This window comes from Gordonia sp. (in: high G+C Gram-positive bacteria), assembly GCF_047600385.1.
In the GTDB taxonomy this organism is placed as follows: Bacteria; Actinomycetota; Actinomycetes; order Mycobacteriales; family Mycobacteriaceae; genus Gordonia.
The window spans coordinates 3,422,921-3,445,461 of record NZ_JASGKZ010000001.1 but is presented as its reverse complement, the minus strand read 5'-3'; the positions used below and the strand labels follow the sequence as shown (position 1 = coordinate 3,445,461).

Genomic DNA, 22,541 nt, shown 5'->3' with positions numbered 1-22,541 from the left:
GACGACACGAACCACTACGGAACGACGAGGAGAGGCGCGATGAGCGAGACGGCGCAGGAGCGGATCCGCGACGTCGTGGGACCGATCGCCGAGTCCCTGGGCTACGACCTCGAAGACGTCGTCGTGAAGGGGCCCGCGACGCACCGCGAGGTGCGCATCACCGTCGACCGCGACGGCGGCGCGAGTCTCGACGCCCTGGCCGAGGTGAGCCGGGCGTTCTCCGAGGCGCTCGACGACACGGACCTGTTCGACGACGATCCCTACGACCTCGAGGTGAGCACCCCCGGCATCGGGCGGCCGCTGACCCTGCCGCGGCACTGGCGGCGCAACCGCGGGCGCAGGGTCGCGCTCACCCGGACCGGAGAGGATGCCCCGAGCGAGGTGCTCGGCCGGATCTGCGACGTCGACGACGACGCGGTCACCCTGCTGCACAACGTGAAGGGCCGGATGAGCACCACCGTCGTGCCGTTCGCCGAGATCGAGCGCGCCGTGATCGAGGTCGACTTCACCCGGCCCGGACCGGCCGAACTGCGTCGCTGCGGCCTGGACGACGACGAGATCGCCCGCCGCCGCGAGCCCGCCGGCTGAGCGTCGTCCCCTCCGCACCGTCCGGCCGCCGTCCGCTCGCCGGGCGGTGTCCCACAGCCCTGTGCGCCCGGGTCTCCGCGGAGACCGCGCCCGGAACCACCCGTCCTGTCCAGACAACTCAATACGACAAACGAATAGGAGTCACCACCATGCACATCGACGTCACCGCGCTGCGGTTGATCGAGTCCGACAAGGGCATCCCGGCCGACACCGTGATCACCGCGATCGAGACGGCCCTGCTCACCGCCTACCGGCACACCGACGGCTTCGCCCCGCATGCGCGCATCGACATCGATCGCAAGTCGGGCGAGGTCCGCGTGATGGCTCAGGAGGTGGACGAGACCGGTGTCGTGGTCCACGAGTACGACGACACCCCCGAGGGCTTCGGCCGGATCGCCGCCACCACCGCCCGTCAGGTGATCCTGCAGCGGCTGCGCGACGCCGAGAACGAGAAGCAGTTCGGCGAACTGGTGGCGCACGAGGGCGAGATCGTCGGCGGCGTGGTGCAGGCCGACGCCCGCGCCAAGTCCAAGGGGCTCATCGTGGTGCAGATCGGCACCGACGCCAACGCCACCGAGGGCGTGATCCCGCCCGGCGAGCAGGTGCCCACCGAGAAGCTGCGGCACGGCGACCGCGTCAAGTGCTACGTGGTCGGGGTGACCCGCGGTCTCCGCGGCCCGCAGATCACGCTGTCGCGGACCCACCCGAACCTGGTCCGCAAACTGTTCGCGCTGGAGGTCCCGGAGATCGCCGACGGCTCGGTGGAGATCGTCTCGGTGGCCCGCGAGGCCGGACACCGTTCCAAGATCGCCGTGCACACCGGTGTCGCCGGTCTGAACGCCAAGGGGGCGTGCATCGGCCCGATGGGGCAGCGCGTCCGCAACGTGATGAGCGAGCTCGGCGGCGAGAAGATCGACATCATCGACTACTCGACCGATCCGGCGCAGTTCGTCGGCAACGCGCTCTCGCCGGCCAAGGTGGTCTCGGTGGAGGTGATCGACGCCGAGGCGAAGGCCGCGCGCGTCGTCGTCCCCGACTACCAGCTCTCGCTGGCGATCGGCAAGGAGGGCCAGAACGCCCGTCTCGCGGCCCGTCTGACGGGGTGGCGCATCGACATCCGTTCGGACGCGGAGACCAGTGACACAGCGGCCGCCGGTTCCGGAGTCTCCGAAGAGTCCGGGAATGAGTTAGACTGATCGGTGGTTCTTCCAGAGTCGACACATCCGATCCGCATGTGCTTGGGCTGCCGTGAACGCGGCCCGGTCACAGAGCTGGTCAGGGTGGCGGTGATAGGTGTGCCCGGCGATGACTCCGACAACGGTGTCCGTCTGGTGATCGATCGCCGGAAGAGCCTGCCGGGACGTGGTGCGTGGCTGCACCCGTCGCAGTCCTGCGTGACTGCGGCGGTGCGGCGCCAGGCCTTCGGACCGGCCCTCCGGGTGCGCGGACTGAAAGTGCATCCGGACGACCTCGTCGAAATTTTCGGCGAGGCCGGCCATGAGGGCTCCGCAGGGAGTCAGGACAGGTGAGTAGAAGATCATGAGCACACCGTGAAGTCGCCACGATGAGCACGTTCGTCAGTTAAACCGAGGCCGCAGCGGAAGCCCGCTCGGCCTCCAAGTGAGGAGAGCAGTGGCACCGAAGCCCCGCGTCCACGAATTGGCCAAGGAACTCGGCGTCTCCAGCAAGCAGGTGCTGGAGCGTTTGAAGGACCAGGGTGAATTCGTCAAATCCGCGTCGTCGACAGTAGAGCCCCCCGTGGCCCGTCGACTCCGCGAGTCCTTCAAGTCCGCCGGAGACTCCGGCGGCAAGAACGAGGCGGCCGCAGCGTCGCCCGCCGCCGCGGCGAAGAAGCCCGGTCCCCGTCCCGCGGCGACCCCGAAGCCGTCGTCCGGTGTCAAGCCGGGTCCGGCGAAGCCGTCCTCGGGCCCCAAGCCCGGTGCGCCCAAGCCGGCCGCGCCGAAGCCCGCGGCACCCGCCCCGGCTCCGGCTCCGGCCCCGCAGAAGCCTGCGGCGGCCAAGCCCGCTCCGCAGAAGCCGGCCGCGCAGAAGCCCGGCCCGCAGAAGCCTGCCGCGGCCAAGCCCGCTCCGCAGAAGCCTGCGGCCCCGAAGCCCGCGGCGGCCAAGCCGTCGGCGGCTCCGGGTGCCAAGCCGGGTGCTCCCGGACCCCGTCCGGGCCCGCGTCCCGCGCCGCGTCAGCCGCGCGTGGGCAACAACCCGTACTCGTCCGCTCCGGCTCCCGCGCCGCGTCCGCAGGGCGGTCCGCGCCCGGGTCCCGGTCAGGGCGGTCCGCGTCCGGGACCGGGCCAGGCCGGTCCGCGTCCGGGCGGTGGCCGTCCGGCCGCGGGCGGTCGTCCGGCTCCGGGTCAGGGCGGTCCCCGTCCCAGCCCCGGCAGCATGCCTCCGCGCCCGAGCCCGGGTGCGATGCCGCAGCGTGCGGCTCGTCCGGACGCCCGTCCCGGTGGCCGTGGCGGCCCCGGTCGCGGTGGTCCCGGCGGCGGCGGTGGCGGCGGCTACCGCGGTGGTCCCGGCGGCGGTGGCGGCGGCGCTCCCGCAGCGGGCGGCGGTTTCCGCGGTCGTCCGGGTGGCGGCGGCGGTGGCCGCGGTCGCGGCGGCACCGCGGGCGCCTTCGGTCGTCCCGGCGGCGCGCCCCGCAAGGGCCGCAAGTCCAAGCGGCAGAAGCGGCAGGAATACGATTCGATGCAGGCGCCCGCCGTCGGCGGCGTCCGGCTGCCGCACGGCAACGGTGAGACGATCCGTCTCGCCCGCGGCGCCTCGCTGTCGGACTTCGCCGACAAGATCGGCGCCAACCCGGCCTCGCTGGTCCAGGCGCTGTTCAACCTCGGCGAGATGGTCACCGCGACCGAGTCGGTGAACGACGAGACGCTGGAGCTGCTCGGCGGCGAGATGAACTACGTCGTCCAGGTCGTCAGCCCGGAGGACGAGGACCGCGAGCTCCTGGAGAGCTTCGACCTCACCTACGGCGAGGACGAGGGCGGCGAGGAGGACCTCGCGCAGCGTCCGCCGGTGGTCACCGTCATGGGTCACGTCGACCACGGCAAGACCCGACTGCTCGACACGATCCGCAAGGCGAACGTGGGCGAGGGCGAGGCCGGCGGCATCACCCAGCACATCGGTGCGTACCAGGTGATGACCGACCTCAACGGCGAAGAGCGTCTGATCACGTTCATCGACACCCCCGGTCACGAGGCCTTCACGGCCATGCGTGCCCGCGGCGCCAAGGCGACGGACATCGCGATCCTCGTGGTCGCGGCGGACGACGGCGTCATGCCGCAGACGGTCGAGGCGGTGAACCACGCGCAGGCCGCCGACGTGCCCGTCGTGGTCGCGGTCAACAAGATCGACAAGGAGGGCGCCGATCCGCAGAAGATCCGCGGACAGCTCACCGAGTACGGTCTGGTCCCCGAGGAGTACGGCGGCGACACCATGTTCGTCGACATCTCCGCCAAGCAGGGCGAGAACATCGAGAGCCTGCTCGAAGCGGTGCTGCTGACGGCCGACGCGTCGCTCGATCTGCGGGCCAACCCGGAGATGGACGCGCAGGGCGTGGCCATCGAGGCGCACCTGGACCGCGGTCGCGGTCCGGTGGCGACGGTCCTGATCCAGCGCGGCACGCTGCGCGTGGGCGACTCGATCGTCGCCGGCGACGCCTACGGTCGTGTCCGGCGCATGGTCGACGAGCACGGCGACGACGTCGTCGAGGCGTACCCGTCGCGTCCGGTGCAGGTCATCGGCTTCACCTCGGTGCCGGGTGCCGGCGACAACGTGCTGGTGGTCGAGGAGGACCGCATCGCGCGGCAGATCGCCGACCGTCGTGCCGCGCGCAAGCGCAACGCACTGGCCGCCCGCAGCCGCAAGCGGATCAGCCTGGAAGACCTGGATTCGGCGCTCAAGGAGACCAGCCAGCTCAACCTGATCCTCAAGGGCGACAACTCCGGTACGGTCGAGGCCCTCGAGGAGGCTCTCCTCGGGATCGAGATCGACGACGAGGTGCAGCTCCGCGTGATCGATCGCGGTGTCGGCGGCGTCACCGAGACCAACGTCAACCTGGCGGCGGCCTCGGATGCGATCATCATCGGCTTCAACGTGCGCGCCGAGGGCAAGGCCACCGAGCTGGCCAACCGCGAGGGCGTCGAGATCCGGTACTACTCGGTGATCTACAAGGCCATCGAGGAGATCGAGGCCGCGCTCAAGGGCATGCTCAAGCCGATCTACGAAGAGGTCGAGCTGGGCCGCACGGAGATCCGCGCGATCTTCAAGTCGTCCAAGGTCGGCAACATCGCGGGCTGCATGGTGCAGTCGGGTGTCGTCCGCCGCAACGCCAAGGCACGTCTGCTCCGCGACAACAACGTCGTGGCGGAGAACCTCACGGTCAGCTCGCTGCGCCGGGAGAAGGACGACGTGACCGAGGTCCGCGACGGTTACGAGTGCGGTCTGACGCTGACCTACTCCGACATCAAGATCGGTGACATCATCGAGACCTACGAGATGGTGGAGAAGGCGCGAGACTGATGGTGGACCACGCACGAGCCGCCCGGCTCGCCAAGCGGATCACCACGATCGTCGCCTCGGCGATCGGCACGGAGATCAAGGATCCTCGACTGGCACACGTGACCATCACGGACTGCCGGGTCACCGGGGATCTGCACGACGCGACCGTCTTCTACACGGTGATGGGGGCGTCGGTCGACGACGAACCCGACGTGGCGGAGGCGGCCGCAGGTCTGGCCAAGGCCACCGGTGCCCTGCGCTCCCTCGTGGGCGCGGGCACCGGGGTCCGGTTCACCCCGACCCTGCGTTTCGAGCTGGACACCGTTCCGGACGCGACGCGGGCGATGGACGAGCTGCTGGCCCGCGCCCGCGCGCAGGACGAGCTGGTGGCCCGCGCCGCGGCGGGGGCCACCCCGGCAGGCGAGGCCGATCCGTACAAGCACGACGAGGACGAGGCCGGAGACGATCCGGCCGGGGCCCGCGGGTGACCGCAGCCTCTGCCACTCGGATCGCCGAACTGCTCAGCGCCGCTGAGCGGGTCTCGATCATCAGCCACGTCCGCCCCGATGCCGACACGATCGGCAGTGCGCTCGCGCTGGGCCAGGCCCTGCGCGGGCGCGGGGCGGACGTCGCCGTCTCGTTCCCCGGACCCGAACCGCTGCCCGGTTCCCTCCGGCAGCTGCCGGGTTCGGAGCTGATCGTGTCCGACGACGCGCTGCCGCCCGCCCCGGTGACGGTGGTCGTCGACGCGGCCACGCTCGAGCGCATCGGCGGTCTGGCCGCGGTGTTCGCCGCGTCCGACCGCACGGTCTGCATCGATCACCACGTGTCGAACGAGGGGTACGCCGATCTCGACCTGATCGATCCGACCGCGGACTGCACCGCGGTGCTGATCCTCGACGTGATCGACGCCCTCGGGACCGAACTCACCGCGGACATCGCGACGTGCCTGTTCGCGGGACTGGTCACCGACACCGGCTCGTTCAAATGGGCGCGCCCGGCGTCGTTCACGGTGGCCGGACGGCTCACCGCGGCCGGGGTGGACTCGGCGTACTGGAACAGGATCCTGATGGATTCGCATCCGTTCGACTGGCTGACCATGGTGTCCGGCGTCCTCGACACCGCGGTGCTCGACGAGTCCGCGTGCGGCGGGGCGGGCCTGGTCGTGGCGGTGATGCACGCCGACCTGATGGCGGGCCTGGACTGGGAGGACGGCGAGAGCGTCGTCGGCATCGTGCGCACCGCGCGGGAAGCCGATGTGACGGCCGTGTTCAAGGAGTCCGCCCCCGGGCACTGGAACGTCTCGCTGCGCAGCAAGGCGGCCGTCGACCTGGTGCCGATCGCGGCGGCGTTCGGCGGCGGCGGACACACCCGCGCGGCCGGGTACAGCGACGCCGGTTCGGCGGACGAGGTCGTCGCCCGGTTGCGAGAGGCGCTGTAATCTCGGCCGTCGCGGCGAGCCCGCCGACCAGGTTCCTGCGGCTCGCCGGTTCCGCGCTGGTGGTGCTCATCGCGCCGCCGCTGTACCTGATGCTCGACCTGGCCGTGGTCGGACGGCTCGGCGGCACCGAGTTCGCGGCGCTCACCGTCGCGACGCTGGTGCTGGCGATGGTCAGCACGCAGCTCACCTTCCTGGCCTACGGGACCACGGCGCGGTCGGCGCGCGCCTTCGGCGCCGGCGACCGCGCCGCCGCCGTACGCGAGGGCGTCCAGGCCGGTTGGATCGCGGCGGGGGTCGGCGCGCTGATCGTCGCCGTCGTGTATCCGCTGGCGCCTTCGGTGATGCGGGCTCTGGTGCCCGACGACGACGTCGCGGCCGCCGCGGCGTCCTGGGTGCGGATCGCCGTGTTCGGGGTGCCGCCGATCCTGCTCTCGATGGCGGGGAACGGGTGGATGCGCGGCGTGCAGGAGGCCCGGAGACCGGTGCGGTACGTGACCGTCGGACTCGGGGTGTCGGCGGTGCTGTGCGTGGTCCTGGTGCACGGTCTGGCCGGGGCGCCGCAGCTCGGGCTGGCGGGCAGCGCGGTGTCGAACCTGGTGGGGCAGGGGCTCACCGGGGGCGCGTTCGTCGTGCACCTGGTGCGGGAGTCCGGTTCCGGGGCGGCGCTCCGGCCCGACTGGCCGGTGATGCGTGCGCAGCTCACGATGGCCCGAGACCTGATCCTGCGCAGTGCGTCGTTCCAGATCTGCTTCGTCTCGGCCGCCGCGGTGGCGGCGCGTTTCGGCGTCGCCCAGGTGGCGGCGCACCAGTTGGTGCTGCAGCTGTGGGAGTTCATCGCGCTGCTGCTCGACTCGCTGGCCGTCGCGGCGCAGCAACTGGTCGGTGCCGCGCTCGGGGCCGGGGCCTTCGCCGCCGCTCGGAGCGATGCGCGGCGGGCGACGCTGCTGTCCCTGGGTCTCTCCGGGCTGCTCGCGGTGGGATTCGCGGCCGGGGCCGCGGTGATCCCGCGGATCTTCACCGACGACGCCGAGATCCTCGCGGCCACCCGGACGCCCTGGTGGTTCCTGGTCGCGATGCTGCCGATCGCCGGGATCGTGTTCGCACTCGACGGCGTGCTCCTCGGTGCCGGTGACGTCGCCTATCTCCGCACGGCGACGCTGCTCGGTGCGCTCGGCGGGTTCCTGCCGTGCATTCGGCTCTCCCTGGTCTTCGACTGGGGGCTGGCCGGGATCTGGACCGGGCTCCTGGTGTTCATGGGTGCCCGGTGGGCGGCGGTCGGCCTGCGGGTCCGGTCGGGGTCCTGGGTGCGGTGACACGTCCCGAGGCGCCTGTCTCGTTGTGATGTCCGCGGCAAAGTGTGGATTTCGGTAACGCTCCCGGTACCGGGCAAGTTACCTTCTAGTACGTGCTGAAGAACAAGATCGTCACCGTTGCCCTGGCCGTGTCCGCCGCCGGTTCGGCGTTGCTCGCCGTGACTCCCGCGACCGCGGAAGCGGCTCCGTCCGGCACCCGGGTGATCATCACTCCGGGTCAGTCGGTGAGCGGTGTGTCGATGGCTCCGGCCTACCAGCAGATGGCGCAGGATCTCACCTCGCGCGGCTACCCGTCCACCGTGGTGGACGTGAAGGGCGTCGATCTGCGTGCGGACGCGGCGGTCATCGGCGGCGCCGTGGACCGTCTCGCCAAGGAGCATCCGCGCGACAAGATCGCGATCGTGACGCACAGCATCAGCGGTATCAGCGCCCGCTGGTACCTCAAGGAGATGGGCGGCCACAAGAAGGTCGACACCTACGTCGCCGTCGGCACCGCCCAGTACGGTTCGCCGGCCTCGTGCGATGCGGACATCGCCAAGGAGAACTGCCCGGGCACGTCGTTCATGAAGAAGCTGAACGCGGGCGACGACACTCCGGGTCAGACCAAGTACACCGGGGTGCGGAGTGCGCGCGAGTTCGCCACCGGGCACCTCGACGGCGGCCAGTGCCGGGTGAAGCCGATCCCGGCGACCGGTGTGGTGCCGCCCGCCTTCGAGCACACCATCGAGCCGCTGAACCCGGACGTGCAGAAGGTCGTGGCCGAGACGCTGAAGGGCAAGTGCTACGGCCGGTTCGTCGACGAGGCCGACGGTGTGCTCACCGGCCGGAACCAGATGCTTCCCGACGCGCCCTACTACAAGGAGCACCGCGGCTGATTCCCGCACCCGGTCGAGTGGCCCCTTCGCTGGTCGAGCGGAGTCGAGACCACCGGCCGCACCTCTTCACGACGACGGCACCGCAGTCCTCACTGCGGTGCCGTCGTCGTCTCCGGGGAGCGGCGGGGTCAGGCCACGGATCGCCGGTACTGCGGAAAGCGCTCGATGAACTGCTGGGCGTAGGTGCACACCGGCACCGCCTTGATGCCGCGGGCGTCGAGGTCGTCGAACATGAGCGAGAGCAGCAGGCGCGCGAATCCGGACTGTCCGAACTTCTCGGTCACCACCACGTGCAGCAGGGTCATGGTGTCCTCGCTGGTGAGCTCGTATCCGGCCAGACCGACCAGTTCGTCGCCGGACCAGAGTTCGTAGCGGTCGCGGTCGGGGTTGTCGCGCAGAGCGGGCGCGGGGTCCAACGTGACCGTGGGCGGCGGCACCGGTGTGTTCTGGATCACAGATTCCTGAGTCATGGGGACCAAGGTAACCCCATTCGGGCGTCGTGTCATGGGTCGGCCGGGAAACGGGGCGATCGGCGTCGAATGTCCGAATCCGGTTCGGCGGCGGGGGTTGTCGTCGACGTGAGCACGGTCTACCGTTATGAACATGTTCAATGAACATGTTCAGTCGAGTCGTGCGGAGCAGCGGGAACAGACCCGGATGCGCGTGATCGCCTCGGCGCAGCGACTGTTCTCCGAACGCGGATTCCGGTCGACGACGATCCGCGACATCGCCGCGGACGCCTCGGTGAGCGTGGGCACGGTGATGTCGGTGGGGGACAAGGACGCCCTGTTGCTGGCGGCGTTCGACGAGTGGATCGGCGTCGCGCAGCGCGGCGCCCCGGGGCTGCCCGAGGGTGACGACGCCGCGATGCGGATCGGGCGCTTCGTGCAGCCGTTCCTGACGATGTTCGAGTTCGACCTCCCGCTGGCCCGCGAATACGGGGCGATCCTGGCGCGGGGAGTCCACCGGACCGAGGTCTTCTCCGAGCTCGCCGACTCGATGATCGAGCAGTTCGCCGAGATCTTCGCCCAGCACGGTCTGGGCGACGACGCGCCGGCGGCCGCCCGCGCGACCTACCTGGCCTACCTCGGCCTGCTGATGGCATCGGCGGCCCGCGGAGAGGGTGTGGGCGGCGTCCGCGCCCAGCTCGAAGACGTCGTCCGGGTACTGGCCCGGACGCCATAGAAGGGAACCATCATGTTCGACGTACCCGATCCCGCCTGGCCGATCATCGCCCTGGCCGTGTTCTTCTTCGGCGACGCGCTCGCCGCGCTGCGACCGCCGCAGTTGATCCGCGACTGTCTCGAAGGCGTCGGATTCCCCGAGGACTGGTGGTGGGCGCTCTCGTGGGTCAAGCTGCTCGCCGGGGCGGGCCTGGTGGTCGGGCTGTACCAGCCCGGCGTCGCCGTGACCGTCGTCGCCGGTGCGATCGGCTACTTCCTGGCGGCCACCTACGCGCATGTGCGCGCCGGCTTCACCAAGAACATCACCTTCGCCAGCTGCCTGTTCTTCCTGGCGGCCTCGGTCGCCGTCCTGCTGGGCTGCTTCGTCTTCTGAGCGAGCCGTCGAGCTCTCCTGCATAGGTCGGGTTCTCTTCGCTGGTCGAGCGCACCCCCTCGCCGGTTGAGTGTGCCTTCTCGCTGGTCGAGCGTGTCTTCTCGCTGGTCGAGCGCACCCCCTCGCTGGTCGAGCGGAGTCGAGACCACCCGCTCTGGGATCTCGACTCCGCTCGATCACCGAGGGGAGCGCCCCTCTCTGGTCGGGTTCTCCTTCGCCGGGTGAGCACACCCCTCGCCGGTCGAGCGTGCCTCCTCGCTGGTCGAGCGTGCCTCCTCGCTGGTCGAGCGAAGTCGAGACCACTCCTTCGCTGTCCGGGGATCTCGACTCCGCTCGATCATCGAGGGGAGCACCCCCTCACCGGATTCCGCGGCCGCGACCTCGAAAAGTAAGGGTAACCTTATAAACATGGCTGAACAGGTATCGCTGGGGGACATCCAGGAGACGCTGCTGATCCCGTTGTACGGGCGGGCACAGGACGCGCGGAGTCGCAGCAGCGTCCTGCACGACACCAAGGCCGCCGAGATGGTCGATGAGATCGACTACGACTTCGCCAAGCATTGTCGTTCCAACACGGTCGGGGCGGTGTGGCGGGCGTCGATCTTCGACGCGATCGTCCGAGACTTCCTCGACGAGCATCCCGACGGCACGGTGGTCGACCTCGGGTGCGGTCTGAGTACCCGCTTCGAACGCCTGGACAACGGGCGGGTCACCTGGCTCGACGTCGACCTGCCCGACGTGATGGACCTGCGGAGCAGATTCTTCCGCGACTCCGATCGGTACACGCAACGAGCCGGTTCCATCCACGACACCGACTGGTACGACGCCGTCGACCGTTCGCGACCGGTTCTGCTGCTCAGCGAGGCGGTGCTGCTGTATTTCCCGGCCGAGACGGTGCTGGCGACGCTGACCTCGATCGCCGCGGCATTCCCCGGCGCGCGGCTGGCCTTCGACACCGCGGGCGAGGCCATGGTCTCCATGCAGGACAAGAGCAAGGTCTACGACCAGCTGTCCGCCCGCTTCCACTGGGTGTGCGACGACCCGAAGGCGCTGGAGTCGTGCGGTCTGCGGCTGGTCGAGTCGTATGGTTTCGCGGCGCCGCCGGCGACGGCGAAGCGCACCTGGCCGCTGCCGGTGCGCGTGATGACCGGGCTCGGCGGTCGGTTCTCGATCCCGAAGTCGTACCGGTTCAACGTCTTCGAAACGTGTCCTTCGAGATGACACGACCCGGTGACCGTCGGAGAGCGGCTCCGATGGTCACCGAGCAGGACGACGTCGCCTACTCGCCGGCGCGGCGGGCGGCGTAGGCGATGCCACCCGAATGGCTTTCGAGGATCTGTTTCTGATCGTGCTCGCGGATCAGTGTGCGGCCGATCCAGGCGTCGTGGTCCTGGTCGGTCGCCTCGCCGAGGGGGAAGCCGATCCGGGGATCGAAGTCGAGCCAGTCTCCGTTCGGGTCGACTCGCCACTCGTAGCGCACCGCCGACTGGCCTGCACGGGGGTCGTTGACCAGGAGCGCCAGGACAACCGGCCGTCTCGGGCGATCGAACGCAGTGTCCCGGCGGTCTTCGGGCTGACCGGCCAGTAGTGTTCGGCGCGATCGCGTGCCTCCTCGTCGGTCCAGGGGTCGTCGGGATTCCACCCGCGGCGGCCGCCCTCCACTCGATTCCGCTTTTCGGCTCTGAGGGATCCGGCGAAGCGTCCCTCCTCTCCGGTGCGGACGTCTTCGTAGCGGGCCATCGTCTCGGTGCTGCCTTTGACCACGACGACGACGGACTCGCCGCTTCGGGTGCCACCGGGGCGGAAGTCGGCGAGCGAGGACGGTCGGCTTTTTTCTCCGGCGCTGATCTCCTCCACGATGAAGGGTTCGGCGCTGTAGTACCTGCGCACCTCGGCGGCCGGCTTCAGCATGGCTGACGAGTGATGGCCGGCCACGATGTTGGTGAGGTCGACGCCGGCCTTTCGCAGAAGCTCGATGGTCAGTGCTTCCAAGGTCAGCGCCGACTGCTCGTCCAGGCCGCCCTTCACGATGTAGGCGTAGTCCTCGAAGTTCAGATCGTCGGAGTCGGTGTTCGCGAGGATCTCTCGGATGGCGAGATGTTTGGCGCTCAGTCGTCCGTCACCGCGTGCGATGGCTTTCCTGGCTTCGGCGAAGTGCTGGGCCCAGCGCAGACCTCGGCCCTTGCCGACGTAGAAGACGTCGTCGAGGTTCAGGGACGTGCCGACGGCGGGGTTCTTCGTCAGCAGGTACACGTAATCCTCGCCTCGGTCGCCGTCCATGGCCAGATCGATCCGGCCCGGATTCGCCGACTTCTTTCGTGGTTCAGCCATGAGTTCTCTCCTTGTGTCCTGGGGTGCGGTGGTGAATGGAGGGTGCGGCGACGCGCACCCGGCCCGGTGTTCTCTGTCTAATCGATCGGGTCCGCCGGGTGTGCGAGCCAGGGGCGGGCCAGTTCGGAGGCTTCGTGCCGGTGGCTCGCGGCGGTGGCGAGGTGTCGGTCGCGATGACGGATCGCGTCGGCCAGGCGTCGTCGATCGTCGGCCGTCCGAGTGTCCTCGTCTTTCGCCGTGTAGCGCACGATCCGGGTCTCCCAGTATTCGGCCTTGTCGAGGGCTTCTCGCCGGCGGCGTTCAGCCGCTGCGACCGCCGCCGAGAGTTCGCTGAAGAAGTCGGCCGCCACCTCGCGGAGGTCGTCGACGTCGGCGACGGCATCGAGATCGGGAATCGTCCGGGTCGTGCGTTCGTAGCGCAGTGCGGAGTGCAGGTCGGTGATCGTCGGTGCGGCGGTGACGAGCACTGTGTGGCCAGCCAGGGTGCTGCGGCGAGCGGCGATGGCGCACCGGTATGGACCGGAGGCCGCCGGGAAGAGGATCATGACGTTTCGCATGTAGGGATAGTGTCAGTTAACCAACACAATTGCAAGGTTGGTGACACTTACACAACACTAGTTCTCTGTGATGATGCTGTTCCTCATGCTGTGGAAACAGCTCTCTCGGGCAGGTGGATGGCATGGTGATCGCGGGAGGGGGATTCGTGTCCTTGCTTCCGTGGATGTCGAGTGGCTAGCGTCTGACACGGCGCGGCTCGGATGGAGGTGACGATGGCCGAAGACGGCGAGCGGAAGAGGCAGACCGCGGGACTGGCCCGGTTGCCGGTGAGTCTCCGATCGGCGAAGGAGTCGTCGGACCTCGCCGCAGGCACCGGCGGTGCCGACTTCGACCCGAGCGACCTGGCCGAAGCGCAGTTCATCGCCGGCCGTGTCATCCGCGGCGACGACCCGCACCTCGCACGGCACCTCCGGGAGAAGGAGCTCGCGCAGTTCGTGCTCAACGCCGTGGTGAACGGCACGGCGTGGGCCACCGACGTTCTCGAGGAGAACCTCCCGCGTGCCTTCGTCACTGCGTTGCGCATGGGGCCGGTCACGGCGAGTTGCACCGAACTGGACACCGTCGCCGATCGCGCCCTCGTCGACTGGGACGAGATCGGGAGACTCACGCCGGTCGATCACGACGCCGTCGGCGGAGTGCCCGTCGGCGCCGACTACTACCTCCGGACGCGCTACGGCATGAGCCTCGCCGACTCGGCACCCGAGGTGTGGTCGTCGGCACGCGGGTACTGGCACATGGCCATGGACACCGAATACCTGGTCCCTACACGATTCGGCTACGCGCCATACGTGTTCAAGGTCGACGGATGGGCCACCTGCCCGTCCGAACCGGGCAGGTCGCCACGCGTCTGGGCGACCGGGGGCAGCCTGATCGACGTGACCAGCGGGAAGCTGCGTCGGATGGAGGAGACCGTCGGCGCCGACGCGGGCTGGCTGCCGTCCGTCGCCGACGACGGGCCCGCGGCCTCGTCCGAGGACCTCGACGTCGCACGCCTCATCACCGGCCGTGTCATCGGTCTCGGCAAGGGAGCGAACCCGGTCAAACGACTCCGCAGTCGTACACGCAGGCTCAGTACCCCGGCCTTACGGAAGAAGCACAAGACCGAGTCCCGGGACGGTTGAGTCGCTTCCGCGGCCTGACGGATCTCGACGGGCCGCACGCTCTGGCAGACTGGACGGCATGGCGAAGCTCTGGGCGATCAGCGATCTACACGTCGCACACAAGGGCAACGAGCACATCGTCGACCGGATCCGGCCGGAAGGCCCGGGTGACTGGCTGATCGCGGCCGGCGACGTCGCCGAACGCACCGACGACATCATCGACACCCTGCGGCGTCTCAAGGCGCGTTTCGACACCGTCGTCTGGGTGCCGGGCAATCACGAGCTCTACACCACGGCCAAGGATCCGCTGCAGGTCTACGGCGTCGCCCGGTACGACTACCTGGTGCAGGCCTGCCGGGACATCGGCGTCCTCACCCCGGAGGACATCTACCCGCTGTTCGATCCGGGCGACGGGGGAGAACCGGTCCGCGTGGTACCGATGTTCCTGCTGTACGACTACTCGTTCCGACCCGAGGGCACGACGACGACGCTGCAGGCCCTCGCCGTGGCGCGGGAACGCAATGTGGTGGCGACCGACGAGTTCCTGCTGTCCCCGGAGCCGTTCCCGACGCGGGATGCGTGGGGGAGGGCGCGCGTCGAGGCGACGCGGGCTCGGCTCGAGGCGCTCGATCCGGCGGAGAAGACCGTCCTGATCAACCATTGGCCGCTGCGTCGCGAACCGTGCAATGCGCTCATGTACCCGGAGTTCGCGCTGTGGTGCGGCAGTGAACTGACCGCGGACTGGCACACACGCTTCAACGCCGCCGCCTGCGTGTACGGGCACCTGCACATCCCGCGGACCACCTGGTACGACGGCATCCGGTTCGAGGAGGTGTCGGTCGGGTATCCGCGGGAGTGGAAACGACGCGGCCTGCCCGAACCGCTGCTGCGGCAGATCGCGCCGGACCCGGGGTTGCAGGCCGAGGATCTGAACGAACTGGGGGTCCGGTTCGAGTTGCCGCCGGATTACGCGGAGCGCTCGCAGGAGTATCGGGAGCGGCTCGAACGGGTTCGGGAACGACGGGCCCGGCGCGGCTGACCCGCGAGGTTCACGGTTTCAGCGACCGCCAGAGGCGGTCGTCGTGCTCGACGATCACCTCTCCGTCGTGGAGGCGCCACGACCACGGTTCGGTCCAGTCGTTCTCCTCCGCGAGTCTGGCCCAGGTGGCCGCCGCCGAATTCGGCGAGGTGTCGACGCCGGGAAAACCCGGAGGCAGGACGACGACGTTGCGGTTCTGCGGTCCGAGGAGTGATTCGGCGGCCGCCTCGAACTGCAGGACGGCGGATCGGCCGGCGAGTTCCTTCGGTGTGTCGATGCGGCGGCCGTGTCGGTCCGGCGCGCCGATCACGCTGACGGTCGCGGTGGTGAACGGCCCGGTGAGGACCAGGTATTCGAGATGCGGAGCGGTGTGCATGTCCGCGGCGGGCGGCGTCCACACCGACAGGTTGCGTCGGGCGGCTTCGGTCGCGATGTGCCGAGCGGCCGGGGTGAGCGCATCGAACTCGGTGAGCGGCTGGTAGCGCGCGACGGCGAGCCGGTGGTCCCAGGCGATCGGGCAGCGGCGGGGACGGACGTGCCAGCCCGATTCGGGACGTCCGAGGTGGACTCGTTGAAGGGCGCCCGTGCGAGGACCGACATCCATGTGCAGCAGGACGGTCTCGGGATTCTCCACGGCGTATCGGATGAACCCCGACGCGGCGCTCTTCGGTCCGGACGTCAGACTCAAGACTTTGGGGCCGGTGGCGCAGGCGACGGTGTAGGCGGCTGTCGCCGACAGTGCGGCGACCCCGACCGATACCGGTCGGGGGCCGGGGACGTCCGGGAGATGTTCCAGGTGCCGGTCGAGGGTCAATGCTACGACCGAATCGGCGCCGGCTTCACCGACGGCGGCTTCGAGACCCACCGCGGCCCCGAGCCCACAGGCGATCAAATCCACTTCGTCGATCGGCTTCTCCGCCAGTTCGACGACGGTGGTTCCTCCGACGGGTTCCTCGGGTTCCCCGAGTTTCTCCAGCCGTCGCCAGGCATCGTGATTCCACAGTTCGATCACGTGACTGCGGCGTCGTGAGGGCACGAGCGCGTTGAACAGTCGGGACAGCCGGGGGAGATGGAATCCTTGCGGGACATGACGGGTGGGGCGGCGTCCGGTGACCGTGACCACGCGGACCTCGGTCCCGAACGCGAGTCGCGCGTAGGTCTCGCGGCGGGTGAGCGTGTCCGCGGCGTTGCCCGGGGAACGTTTCACCTCGACGGCGTAGACGGTGAAACCGTTGCGGACCAGGACGTCGAATTCGATCACCGGAGGCGAGCCCTCGGGAACGTCGAGGGGAACGGCACAGGCGCCGACGAGTACTTCCAACTCCCAGGACTCTTCGGTACCGGCTGCGGCGACGGCACAGGCGGTGGCCAGTTCGAGGGCATCACCGCAGAGTTTCGACGGATCCGATCGAGTCCAGCGGTCCGCCACGTCATCGGGGATTCCGTCGATCTCGGCGCGGAGCTGCTGGAGGGCGGTCACGAGCGCGGACGTGTTCGTGTCGGGCTCGGTCGCCCGCCGACACACCGTCTGGAAATCATGAGCGACGCGGGCGGGATCCGTGCCGGCGGTCGGGATGAGTGGTCCGTATCCGCGTTCGAGACGGAACCCCTCCAAGGCTGCGAGCATCTCGAGGCCGATGAGTTCGCCGTCGGGCAGAAGAACATCACTGCCGTCGGCGTCGGGACCGTCCAGGACCAGACAACGCCGATAGTTGTTGTTGTAGGAACGCAGTCCGTGACCGCCGCCGTGGGACTCGTGCTGCTCGAGATGACGCCACACTCCGCAGAACTGCTGCACCCGGTTCCCGGCGGTGTAGTCGAGTCGGTAGGGTGCGTCGATCTCGAGGTCGGACAGTGCGAGTGTGGTGTCGTCGAAATCAGTGGCCGGCCCGCAGTCGAAGAGCCGTACATCACTGAGCGTCGGGTAGAGCATGTCGCTCACCTCGGCGAGGCGGGCGGCCTGGTCGGTACTCGCTGTCGTGTGGACGATCACCAGACTGCGATAAGGCAGCGTCATGGACGGCAACGCGGCACTGCAGTTCCCGTCGACGAGGACCACGAGCGGCAGATTCGGGTAGTCGGCGGCGGAGAACTCGGCCATCAGCGGTGACGTCCTTAGTGGTGCGAGCGAGTCGAGGTGTGCTGTGGTGACCCTATGCGATGCGAACACCGGGTAGACGATTACTCGGTGCGGGGCGGCGAGGCGTAGCTACCGGGGTCCTCGACACGATGTTCGGCAGCGGTGGCGTGAGTGGTACCGGAACCGGTGCGCGAACGTGGCAGTAACGACTCAGGTGTGCAAGCCGTTGACCAGTACGAATGACCTTCGCGGACTCGATCGGAGGTGGCATGAGTTTACTTATGGTGGCTGGTGTGCGGGCGGTGTGCGTTCGTGCTGGTCAGAGGCCCGGATCCAGTGGTACCCTCGCAACGCATGTCACTCGCGAAAGCGAATTGAAACGCTCGCACACGTAGCAGGTGAACGGCGGATCCTGCTCGCAACGCATGTCACTCGCGAAAGCGAATTGAAACCCACATGGGGGCTCTTAGCCACGTTGCCACTCTTGGTCTCGCAACGCATGTCACTCGCGAAAGCGAATTGAAACTGAACTCGCGTGTGGTAGTGGATACTGTTCTCGCTGACTCGCAACGCATGTCACTCGCGAAAGCGAATTGAAACCCGAGGGCCTCGAGGACCTCGCCCCGAGAGAAGCGACCTCGCAACGCATGTCACTCGCGAAAGCGAATTGAAACGTTATTGAACACTTCCACTCCGTTAGGTAGTTGGTCTCGCAACGCATGTCACTCGCGAAAGCGAATTGAAACCACGCGCCCGGTCGGCCCACTTGTTCAGGGCACGCGCTCGCAACGCATGTCACTCGCGAAAGCGAATTGAAACCGACGCGGCCTGTGGTCCTTGTTGGACTCGAGCGGGCTCGCAACGCATGTCACTCGCGAAAGCGAATTGAAACGTTGCTGTGGAGGAGGCGCAGCAATGCCCGGTCTCGCAACGCATGTCACTCGCGAAAGCGAATTGAAACCCGCTCAGGAAGTACGAGATCTGCTCGTAGAGCCACTCGCAACGCATGTCACTCGCGAAAGCGAATTGAAACTTGGGCCTACACGAGCTGCTCTGCTGCTTCGACCATCTCGCAACGCATGTCACTCGCGAAAGCGAATTGAAACAACATCGCGTCGGTGAAGTCGATGCCGAAGCTGCTCGCAACGCATGTCACTCGCGAAAGCGAATTGAAACTCTTGCCGGACAGGAACCCGCGCAGGCGCACGCTCTCGCAACGCATGTCACTCGCGAAAGCGAATTGAAACGGTCTCGTCCGAGCTGGACGGGCGCTCGATGATCGCCTCGCAACGCATGTCACTCGCGAAAGCGAATTGAAACCGCGGAACAGATCGTCGTGCGTCTGGACGACGAAGCCTCGCAACGCATGTCACTCGCGAAAGCGAATTGAAACCGAATGCACCCGCTTTCGTGACAACACTGAGACTGAGCTCGCAACGCATGTCACTCGCGAAAGCGAATTGAAACAACAACACCGGCAATGATGATTGTGTAGATAGGACTGCTCGCAACGCACGTCACTCGCGAAAGCGAATTGAAACTCGAAAATCCTTTCGATGACGCGGTCGTGGAGCCTCGCAACGCACGTCACTCGCGAAAGCGAATTGAAACCCGACCCCGGTCGCTTTACACTTTCCGCAAGTGCTCGAAACGCACGTCACTCGCGAAAGCGAATTGGAACCCGATCGGTCAGTCGACTTCCCGGCGTGACGTACCCTCGCAACGCACGTCACTCGCGAAAGCGAATCGAATGCAGGAGGGCGAGGTCATTGACTTCGTATCACGATGAGGTGATGACTGTCTGGGTCGAGGAGGACGTACTCGATGGAGTCACACGGTGAGCACAGGTGTCGCCCAAACGGTGGATTCGCATGAGTAACAAGTCTGCGGTTCGCAGACGACCTGTACATGTCGAAGGATGGTGGTCGCGAGGAGAACTCAGCTGATAGATCTGGTCTCAGACCGGGATCTCCTCGAACGGGCATGGAAGAAGGTGCGCGACCGTGATCAAGCGAAAACCGAGTGGGGGAGTGATCCGGCCAACCAAGAGCTCGTGAGATTCGCGAACGATTCGAAGCAACGTTTGGATCGGATCTCGATGTCTCTCGAGGACGGTTCGTATGCACCGCGTCCGTTGTTCGGGGTCGAGATCCCGAAGCGGGACGGGTCCGTTCGCCGGCTGGCGATTCCGAAGATCGGTGATCGCGTCGTCGAGCGATGTGTGCTCGATGTGCTGACACCCCATGTCGATCGACATCTCGGGCCGTCGTCGTTCGGCTACCGGGAAGGGCTCGGCGTGTGCAATGCCGTCGAAGCAGTCGCGCGTTTCCGCGATGAGGGCCTCGGATGGGTGCTGCACGCGGACGTCGATGAGTGTTTCGATCGGATTCCGAGGCGCATGGCGGTGCAGCGTCTGTCGTCGTTGTTGCCCGACGATTCGCTGGCCGCACTTCTGATGTCGCTGGTCGCTCGGAAGGTGCGAACGAAGCGCGGTCTTCAGGATCGGCTCGGCGTGCCACAAGGCGTCGCGATCTCGCCGCTGTTGGCGAACCTCGTTCTCACCTCACTCGACACGGCGTTGATCGATGCGGGGATTCCAGTGGTCCGATACGCCGACGACTTCGTCGCACTGACCCAGTCGGCGGAGGAGGCACGAGAGGCCTACACCATCGCGGCAACGGCGCTGCAGGGAGTGAGGATGAGAATGGATCCGGACAAGACAGAGGTGATGAGCTTCGACGAGGGGTTCTGTTTCCTCGGCGAAGACTTCGGAACGCGGTACCCGCCGACAGTGGATCTGGATCCGGGTGACGAGCCGCTCCGGAAGTCGCTGTACGCGGGGACGTCAGGGAAGTCGGGTCTTCATCGAAGCCGGCCGACTGATCGTCGAATCGAAGGATTCGGAGGAACTGGTCAACGTACCGAAGACCACCGTCGCCCGGATCACCTGCTTCGGGGCCGTGACGGTGAGTGCGGGCACGCGGTCGTGGGCGTTGACCAACGACGTCGACGTCGCCTACCTCTCACGGCGAGGTAAGTATCAAGGGCAGCAGCTCTCGGCGGCGTCCGGCAGTCGCGTCGAGCGTCTACGCGCTCAAGTGGCGATGTCCGATGACGAGACGGCATCGCTGCGCATCGCCAGGGAGATGATCGAGACCAAGATCAGTCACCAGGAATGCCTGTTGCATCGGTTGATCCGGCGCGAGAAGTCCGGTGCCGTGGCAGAAGTGATGACGCGACTGCGTGGTCTGCGGGCCATGATTCCCGAAGCCGCCACCCGAGACGAACTCCTGGGTGTGGAAGGAGCAGCCGCCGCAGCCTACTTCAGTGCTCTCGGACAGCTGGTGCCGGAGAGTCTGCGCTTCGACAGGCGGAGTAAACGGCCGCCGGAAGACATGGTCAACTCGGCGCTGAGCTACGGATACGCGATTCTGGTGTCGGAATGCGTCGCGGCGTTGATCGCGGCCGGCCTGGACCCGAACATCGGGTTGCTGCACAAGGACAGGTCGCGGAGACCGAGTCTGGCGCTGGACCTGATGGAGGAGTTCCGGCCGATGATCGTCGATCAGGTGGTGATGGTCGCGGCCCGTCGAGGAGCCCTGAAACCCGAGCACGCCGCCGAGCGGCCGGGCGAACCCGGAGTCCATCTGAACAAGGCAGGCAAATCCGCGCTCGTCGGTGCGTACGAGAAACGGATGCTCTCGGTCACCGGCGGGGCGATCCCAGGTTTCAAGGGGAGCATTCGCCGTCACCTGTACAAGCAGGCGGGGCTGCTCGCTCATTCGATCATCGATCCCGACGCGGCGTGGTTCGGAACATCATGGCGCTGACCCTCATCGTCGCCTACGACGTGACCAGCGACCGACGTCGAGCGAAATTGGCGGGTTTGCTCCAGGCGTGGGGAGACCGCCTCCAATACTCGGTGTTCGTCTGCGTACTCGATGAGAGTCACCTGGGCGCACTGGAATCGGAGATCAAGAGGATCATCGACCCCGACACGGATTCGGTCGCGCTCGTGAGGCAGTGCGCCGCGTGCTGGAAGGCGATCGGGGCCATGGGACAACGGGAGATCCCGGAGGGCGCGACCTACTGGGCGTCGTTCTGAATCCAGGACCGGTGCAGTTCAATGCTTCCGAGGCCACGCGCCGTGTAGGCGCCGATACCCACCAACCGGGCGAATTCGAGGAGGGGCGTCCACGTGGCGGCCGCCTCCGGGGTGTCGCAGACGAATCGCATGCGGCCGGTGAATCCCGAGATGTGGATCTGGGCGTGTTTGAACGTCCGGGTCTTGCCGGTGATGTGGGAGACCCACACGTCGTCGTCCTCCGGAGACCACGGTCGGACATCGCTCAGCGGTCGGCCGAAGACGGTGTTCCAGCGGGCGTTCACCGAACGGAAGATTCGGGCCGGGTCGAGGAGCGGGGTGAAGCGCTGCCCACTGCGGATCGCGGTGGGACTCAGGAATTCCACCGTGTGTTCGCGCCGCGGTTCGACGTCCAGGACGGCCTCCTCGTCCGCCGCCTCGAGGATCCTCGGTGAATCGAGCAGCGCGGTGGTCTGCGTACCCAGACGGAACTCGGTGCCCGGAGTCAGATGCTCGGTGAGACGTCGTGCGGTCTCGGCGCCGATCGTCGTCACCTGCTGGACCGTGATCCCGCTCATCGACTCGATCGGTCGAAGCGCCCACTCCTTCGACTGTCTCCTGTGATCGTCGTCGAGAACGTGCGCGAGGGCCGCGTGGGTCTGTGTGAGCTTCACCTGCCGTGTGTCGATCGGTGCGAGCGGAATCGCCCACGTACGGATCACGGTAGGCGTCCCAGATGAGTGCATCCCTTGATCCTTCCTTTCTCGTCGCGAACCTGGCCGGCCGGGAACAGCACGTCGCGCCGATCCCGAGCGGCTTCGGCGACCAGCGTCGACACGATCCACCAGGTGTCCTCGACCGGAGCGGGTATCGGCGGATCGACCGCCGCATAAGACACCTCGGAGAGAGTGACCGAGGAGTCGTCGACGGTCACTTCGGCGAACGGCACCGAGTGCTCGACCAGACGGAATTCGTGGCCCGACCTCGGGATCGTGCACAGCAGGGTGTCGTCGGCGTCGAAGACGTGAAGGTCGTGCGGGGTCGCGTTGATCAGCCGTGCCAC

Annotated in this window: 21 protein-coding genes, 1 pseudogene and 1 CRISPR repeat array; of the genes and pseudogenes, 16 read left to right on the top strand and 6 right to left on the bottom strand. The window is 67.6% G+C overall.

What is annotated here, in order from left to right; translation table 11 throughout:
• The first annotated feature begins 39 nt into the window (after positions 1–39).
• The 8 genes from rimP to QM809_RS15530 all read left to right on the top strand — a co-directional run bounded on the left by rimP (position 40) and on the right by QM809_RS15530 (position 8,729).
• Positions 40–588, top strand: a complete 549-nt coding sequence (gene rimP / locus QM809_RS15565) for a ribosome maturation factor RimP (RefSeq protein WP_415046626.1) — start codon at positions 40–42, stop codon at positions 586–588.
• A gap of 149 nt (positions 589–737) precedes the next feature.
• Positions 738–1,784: a transcription termination factor NusA gene (gene nusA / locus QM809_RS15560; RefSeq protein ID WP_415046625.1), complete on the top strand. Its 1,047-nt coding sequence runs from the start codon at positions 738–740 to the stop codon at positions 1,782–1,784.
• A 36-nt stretch (positions 1,785–1,820) separates the two neighbouring features.
• Positions 1,821–2,117: a YlxR family protein gene (locus tag QM809_RS15555; protein ID WP_415047114.1), complete on the top strand. Its 297-nt coding sequence runs from the start codon at positions 1,821–1,823 to the stop codon at positions 2,115–2,117.
• A 103-nt stretch (positions 2,118–2,220) separates the two neighbouring features.
• Positions 2,221–5,121, top strand: coding sequence for a translation initiation factor IF-2 (gene infB, locus QM809_RS15550; RefSeq protein WP_415046624.1), 2,901 nt, complete (start codon positions 2,221–2,223; stop codon positions 5,119–5,121).
• A complete protein-coding gene (gene rbfA / locus QM809_RS15545; protein WP_415046623.1) occupies positions 5,121–5,588 on the top strand; it encodes a 30S ribosome-binding factor RbfA in 468 nt (155 codons plus the stop codon). Before infB ends, rbfA begins: the two co-directional genes overlap by 1 nt.
• Positions 5,585–6,541 (top strand): DHH family phosphoesterase, encoded by a 957-nt coding sequence (locus QM809_RS15540; protein ID WP_415046622.1) that lies wholly within the window; start codon positions 5,585–5,587, stop codon positions 6,539–6,541. Before rbfA ends, QM809_RS15540 begins: the two co-directional genes overlap by 4 nt.
• Positions 6,541–7,854 carry an MATE family efflux transporter gene (locus tag QM809_RS15535; RefSeq protein ID WP_415047113.1) on the top strand — a complete coding sequence of 438 codons (1,314 nt, stop codon included), beginning with the start codon at positions 6,541–6,543 and terminating at the stop codon, positions 7,852–7,854. Before QM809_RS15540 ends, QM809_RS15535 begins: the two co-directional genes overlap by 1 nt.
• 92 nt (positions 7,855–7,946) lie before the next feature.
• Positions 7,947–8,729, top strand: a complete 783-nt coding sequence (locus tag QM809_RS15530) for an esterase/lipase family protein (RefSeq protein ID WP_415046621.1) — start codon at positions 7,947–7,949, stop codon at positions 8,727–8,729.
• Between the two features lie 128 nt (positions 8,730–8,857).
• Here the strand turns inward: QM809_RS15530 and QM809_RS15525 are convergent, their stop codons facing one another.
• A complete protein-coding gene (locus QM809_RS15525; RefSeq protein ID WP_415046620.1) occupies positions 8,858–9,199 on the bottom strand; it encodes a GNAT family N-acetyltransferase in 342 nt (113 codons plus the stop codon).
• A 133-nt stretch (positions 9,200–9,332) separates the two neighbouring features.
• On the opposite strand from QM809_RS15525, the gene QM809_RS15520 reads away from it, so the two are divergent.
• The 3 genes from QM809_RS15520 to QM809_RS15510 all read left to right on the top strand — a co-directional run bounded on the left by QM809_RS15520 (position 9,333) and on the right by QM809_RS15510 (position 11,507).
• The gene (locus QM809_RS15520; RefSeq protein ID WP_415046619.1) at positions 9,333–9,914 is read left to right on the top strand and encodes a TetR/AcrR family transcriptional regulator; all 582 of its coding nucleotides are present in this window, start codon (positions 9,333–9,335) and stop codon (positions 9,912–9,914) included.
• A 12-nt stretch (positions 9,915–9,926) separates the two neighbouring features.
• Positions 9,927–10,286 (top strand): DoxX family protein, encoded by a 360-nt coding sequence (locus tag QM809_RS15515; RefSeq protein WP_415046618.1) that lies wholly within the window; start codon positions 9,927–9,929, stop codon positions 10,284–10,286.
• Between the two features lie 408 nt (positions 10,287–10,694).
• Positions 10,695–11,507, top strand: a complete 813-nt coding sequence (locus QM809_RS15510; RefSeq protein WP_415046617.1) for a class I SAM-dependent methyltransferase — start codon at positions 10,695–10,697, stop codon at positions 11,505–11,507.
• 138 nt (positions 11,508–11,645) lie between these two features.
• Here the strand turns inward: QM809_RS15510 and QM809_RS15505 are convergent, their stop codons facing one another.
• Together QM809_RS15505 and QM809_RS15500 are read right to left on the bottom strand one after the other, a co-directional pair.
• The gene (locus QM809_RS15505) at positions 11,646–12,617 is read right to left on the bottom strand and encodes an LEM-3-like GIY-YIG domain-containing protein (RefSeq protein ID WP_415046616.1); all 972 of its coding nucleotides are present in this window, start codon (positions 12,615–12,617) and stop codon (positions 11,646–11,648) included.
• 77 nt (positions 12,618–12,694) lie between these two features.
• Positions 12,695–13,174: a hypothetical protein gene (locus tag QM809_RS15500; RefSeq protein ID WP_415046615.1), complete on the bottom strand. Its 480-nt coding sequence runs from the start codon at positions 13,172–13,174 to the stop codon at positions 12,695–12,697.
• 213 nt (positions 13,175–13,387) lie between these two features.
• Between QM809_RS15500 and QM809_RS15495 the strand changes: the two genes are divergently transcribed.
• Together QM809_RS15495 and QM809_RS15490 are read left to right on the top strand one after the other, a co-directional pair.
• Positions 13,388–14,296, top strand: coding sequence for a hypothetical protein (locus QM809_RS15495; protein WP_415046614.1), 909 nt, complete (start codon positions 13,388–13,390; stop codon positions 14,294–14,296).
• A gap of 58 nt (positions 14,297–14,354) precedes the next feature.
• Positions 14,355–15,314 carry a metallophosphoesterase family protein gene (locus QM809_RS15490; RefSeq protein WP_415046613.1) on the top strand — a complete coding sequence of 320 codons (960 nt, stop codon included), beginning with the start codon at positions 14,355–14,357 and terminating at the stop codon, positions 15,312–15,314.
• A 10-nt stretch (positions 15,315–15,324) separates the two neighbouring features.
• Here the strand turns inward: QM809_RS15490 and QM809_RS15485 are convergent, their stop codons facing one another.
• Positions 15,325–17,415 carry a hypothetical protein gene (locus tag QM809_RS15485; RefSeq protein WP_415046612.1) on the bottom strand — a complete coding sequence of 697 codons (2,091 nt, stop codon included), beginning with the start codon at positions 17,413–17,415 and terminating at the stop codon, positions 15,325–15,327.
• 323 nt (positions 17,416–17,738) lie between these two features.
• Positions 17,739–19,147: a CRISPR direct-repeat array (repeat unit 37 nt; unit sequence CTCGCAACGCATGTCACTCGCGAAAGCGAATTGAAAC).
• Between the two features lie 165 nt (positions 19,148–19,312).
• On the opposite strand from QM809_RS15485, the pseudogene QM809_RS15480 reads away from it, so the two are divergent.
• From QM809_RS15480 to cas2, 3 genes and pseudogenes are all read left to right on the top strand, one after another.
• Positions 19,313–20,143: pseudogene (locus QM809_RS15480) on the top strand (reverse transcriptase domain-containing protein); the annotation flags it as partial.
• A gap of 58 nt (positions 20,144–20,201) precedes the next feature.
• Positions 20,202–21,224, top strand: a complete 1,023-nt coding sequence (gene cas1 / locus QM809_RS15475; RefSeq protein WP_415046611.1) for a CRISPR-associated endonuclease Cas1 — start codon at positions 20,202–20,204, stop codon at positions 21,222–21,224.
• The gene (gene cas2 / locus QM809_RS15470) at positions 21,215–21,499 is read left to right on the top strand and encodes a CRISPR-associated endonuclease Cas2 (RefSeq protein WP_415046610.1); all 285 of its coding nucleotides are present in this window, start codon (positions 21,215–21,217) and stop codon (positions 21,497–21,499) included. The genes cas1 and cas2 overlap by 10 nt, the downstream gene beginning before the upstream one ends.
• Here cas2 and cas6 read toward each other — a convergent pair.
• Positions 21,481–22,152, bottom strand: coding sequence for a CRISPR system precrRNA processing endoribonuclease RAMP protein Cas6 (gene cas6 / locus QM809_RS15465; protein ID WP_415046609.1), 672 nt, complete (start codon positions 22,150–22,152; stop codon positions 21,481–21,483). The genes cas2 and cas6 overlap by 19 nt on opposite strands.
• Before the next feature lie 44 nt (positions 22,153–22,196).
• Positions 22,197–22,541: a hypothetical protein gene (locus QM809_RS15460; protein WP_415046608.1), complete on the bottom strand. Its 345-nt coding sequence runs from the start codon at positions 22,539–22,541 to the stop codon at positions 22,197–22,199.

What these genes read in the sequence shown, in the direction of transcription:
- QM809_RS15485 (WP_415046612.1), bottom strand. Translation starts at nt 17,415, where the DNA reads ATGGCCGAGTTCTCCGCCGCCGACTACCCGAATCTGCCGCTCGTGGTC.
- QM809_RS15500 (WP_415046615.1), bottom strand. Translation starts at nt 13,174, where the DNA reads ATGCGAAACGTCATGATCCTCTTCCCGGCGGCCTCCGGTCCATACCGG.
- cas2 (WP_415046610.1), top strand. Translation starts at nt 21,215, where the DNA reads ATGGCGCTGACCCTCATCGTCGCCTACGACGTGACCAGCGACCGACGT.
- QM809_RS15520 (WP_415046619.1), top strand. Translation starts at nt 9,333, where the DNA reads ATGTTCAATGAACATGTTCAGTCGAGTCGTGCGGAGCAGCGGGAACAG.
- QM809_RS15510 (WP_415046617.1), top strand. Translation starts at nt 10,695, where the DNA reads ATGGCTGAACAGGTATCGCTGGGGGACATCCAGGAGACGCTGCTGATC.
- QM809_RS15490 (WP_415046613.1), top strand. Translation starts at nt 14,355, where the DNA reads ATGGCGAAGCTCTGGGCGATCAGCGATCTACACGTCGCACACAAGGGC.
- rimP (WP_415046626.1), top strand. Translation starts at nt 40, where the DNA reads ATGAGCGAGACGGCGCAGGAGCGGATCCGCGACGTCGTGGGACCGATC.
- QM809_RS15525 (WP_415046620.1), bottom strand. Translation starts at nt 9,199, where the DNA reads ATGACTCAGGAATCTGTGATCCAGAACACACCGGTGCCGCCGCCCACG.
- QM809_RS15495 (WP_415046614.1), top strand. Translation starts at nt 13,388, where the DNA reads ATGGCCGAAGACGGCGAGCGGAAGAGGCAGACCGCGGGACTGGCCCGG.
- QM809_RS15505 (WP_415046616.1), bottom strand. Translation starts at nt 12,617, where the DNA reads ATGGCTGAACCACGAAAGAAGTCGGCGAATCCGGGCCGGATCGATCTG.
- QM809_RS15515 (WP_415046618.1), top strand. Translation starts at nt 9,927, where the DNA reads ATGTTCGACGTACCCGATCCCGCCTGGCCGATCATCGCCCTGGCCGTG.
- nusA (WP_415046625.1), top strand. Translation starts at nt 738, where the DNA reads ATGCACATCGACGTCACCGCGCTGCGGTTGATCGAGTCCGACAAGGGC.
- QM809_RS15555 (WP_415047114.1), top strand. Translation starts at nt 1,821, where the DNA reads ATGTGCTTGGGCTGCCGTGAACGCGGCCCGGTCACAGAGCTGGTCAGG.
- rbfA (WP_415046623.1), top strand. Translation starts at nt 5,121, where the DNA reads ATGGTGGACCACGCACGAGCCGCCCGGCTCGCCAAGCGGATCACCACG.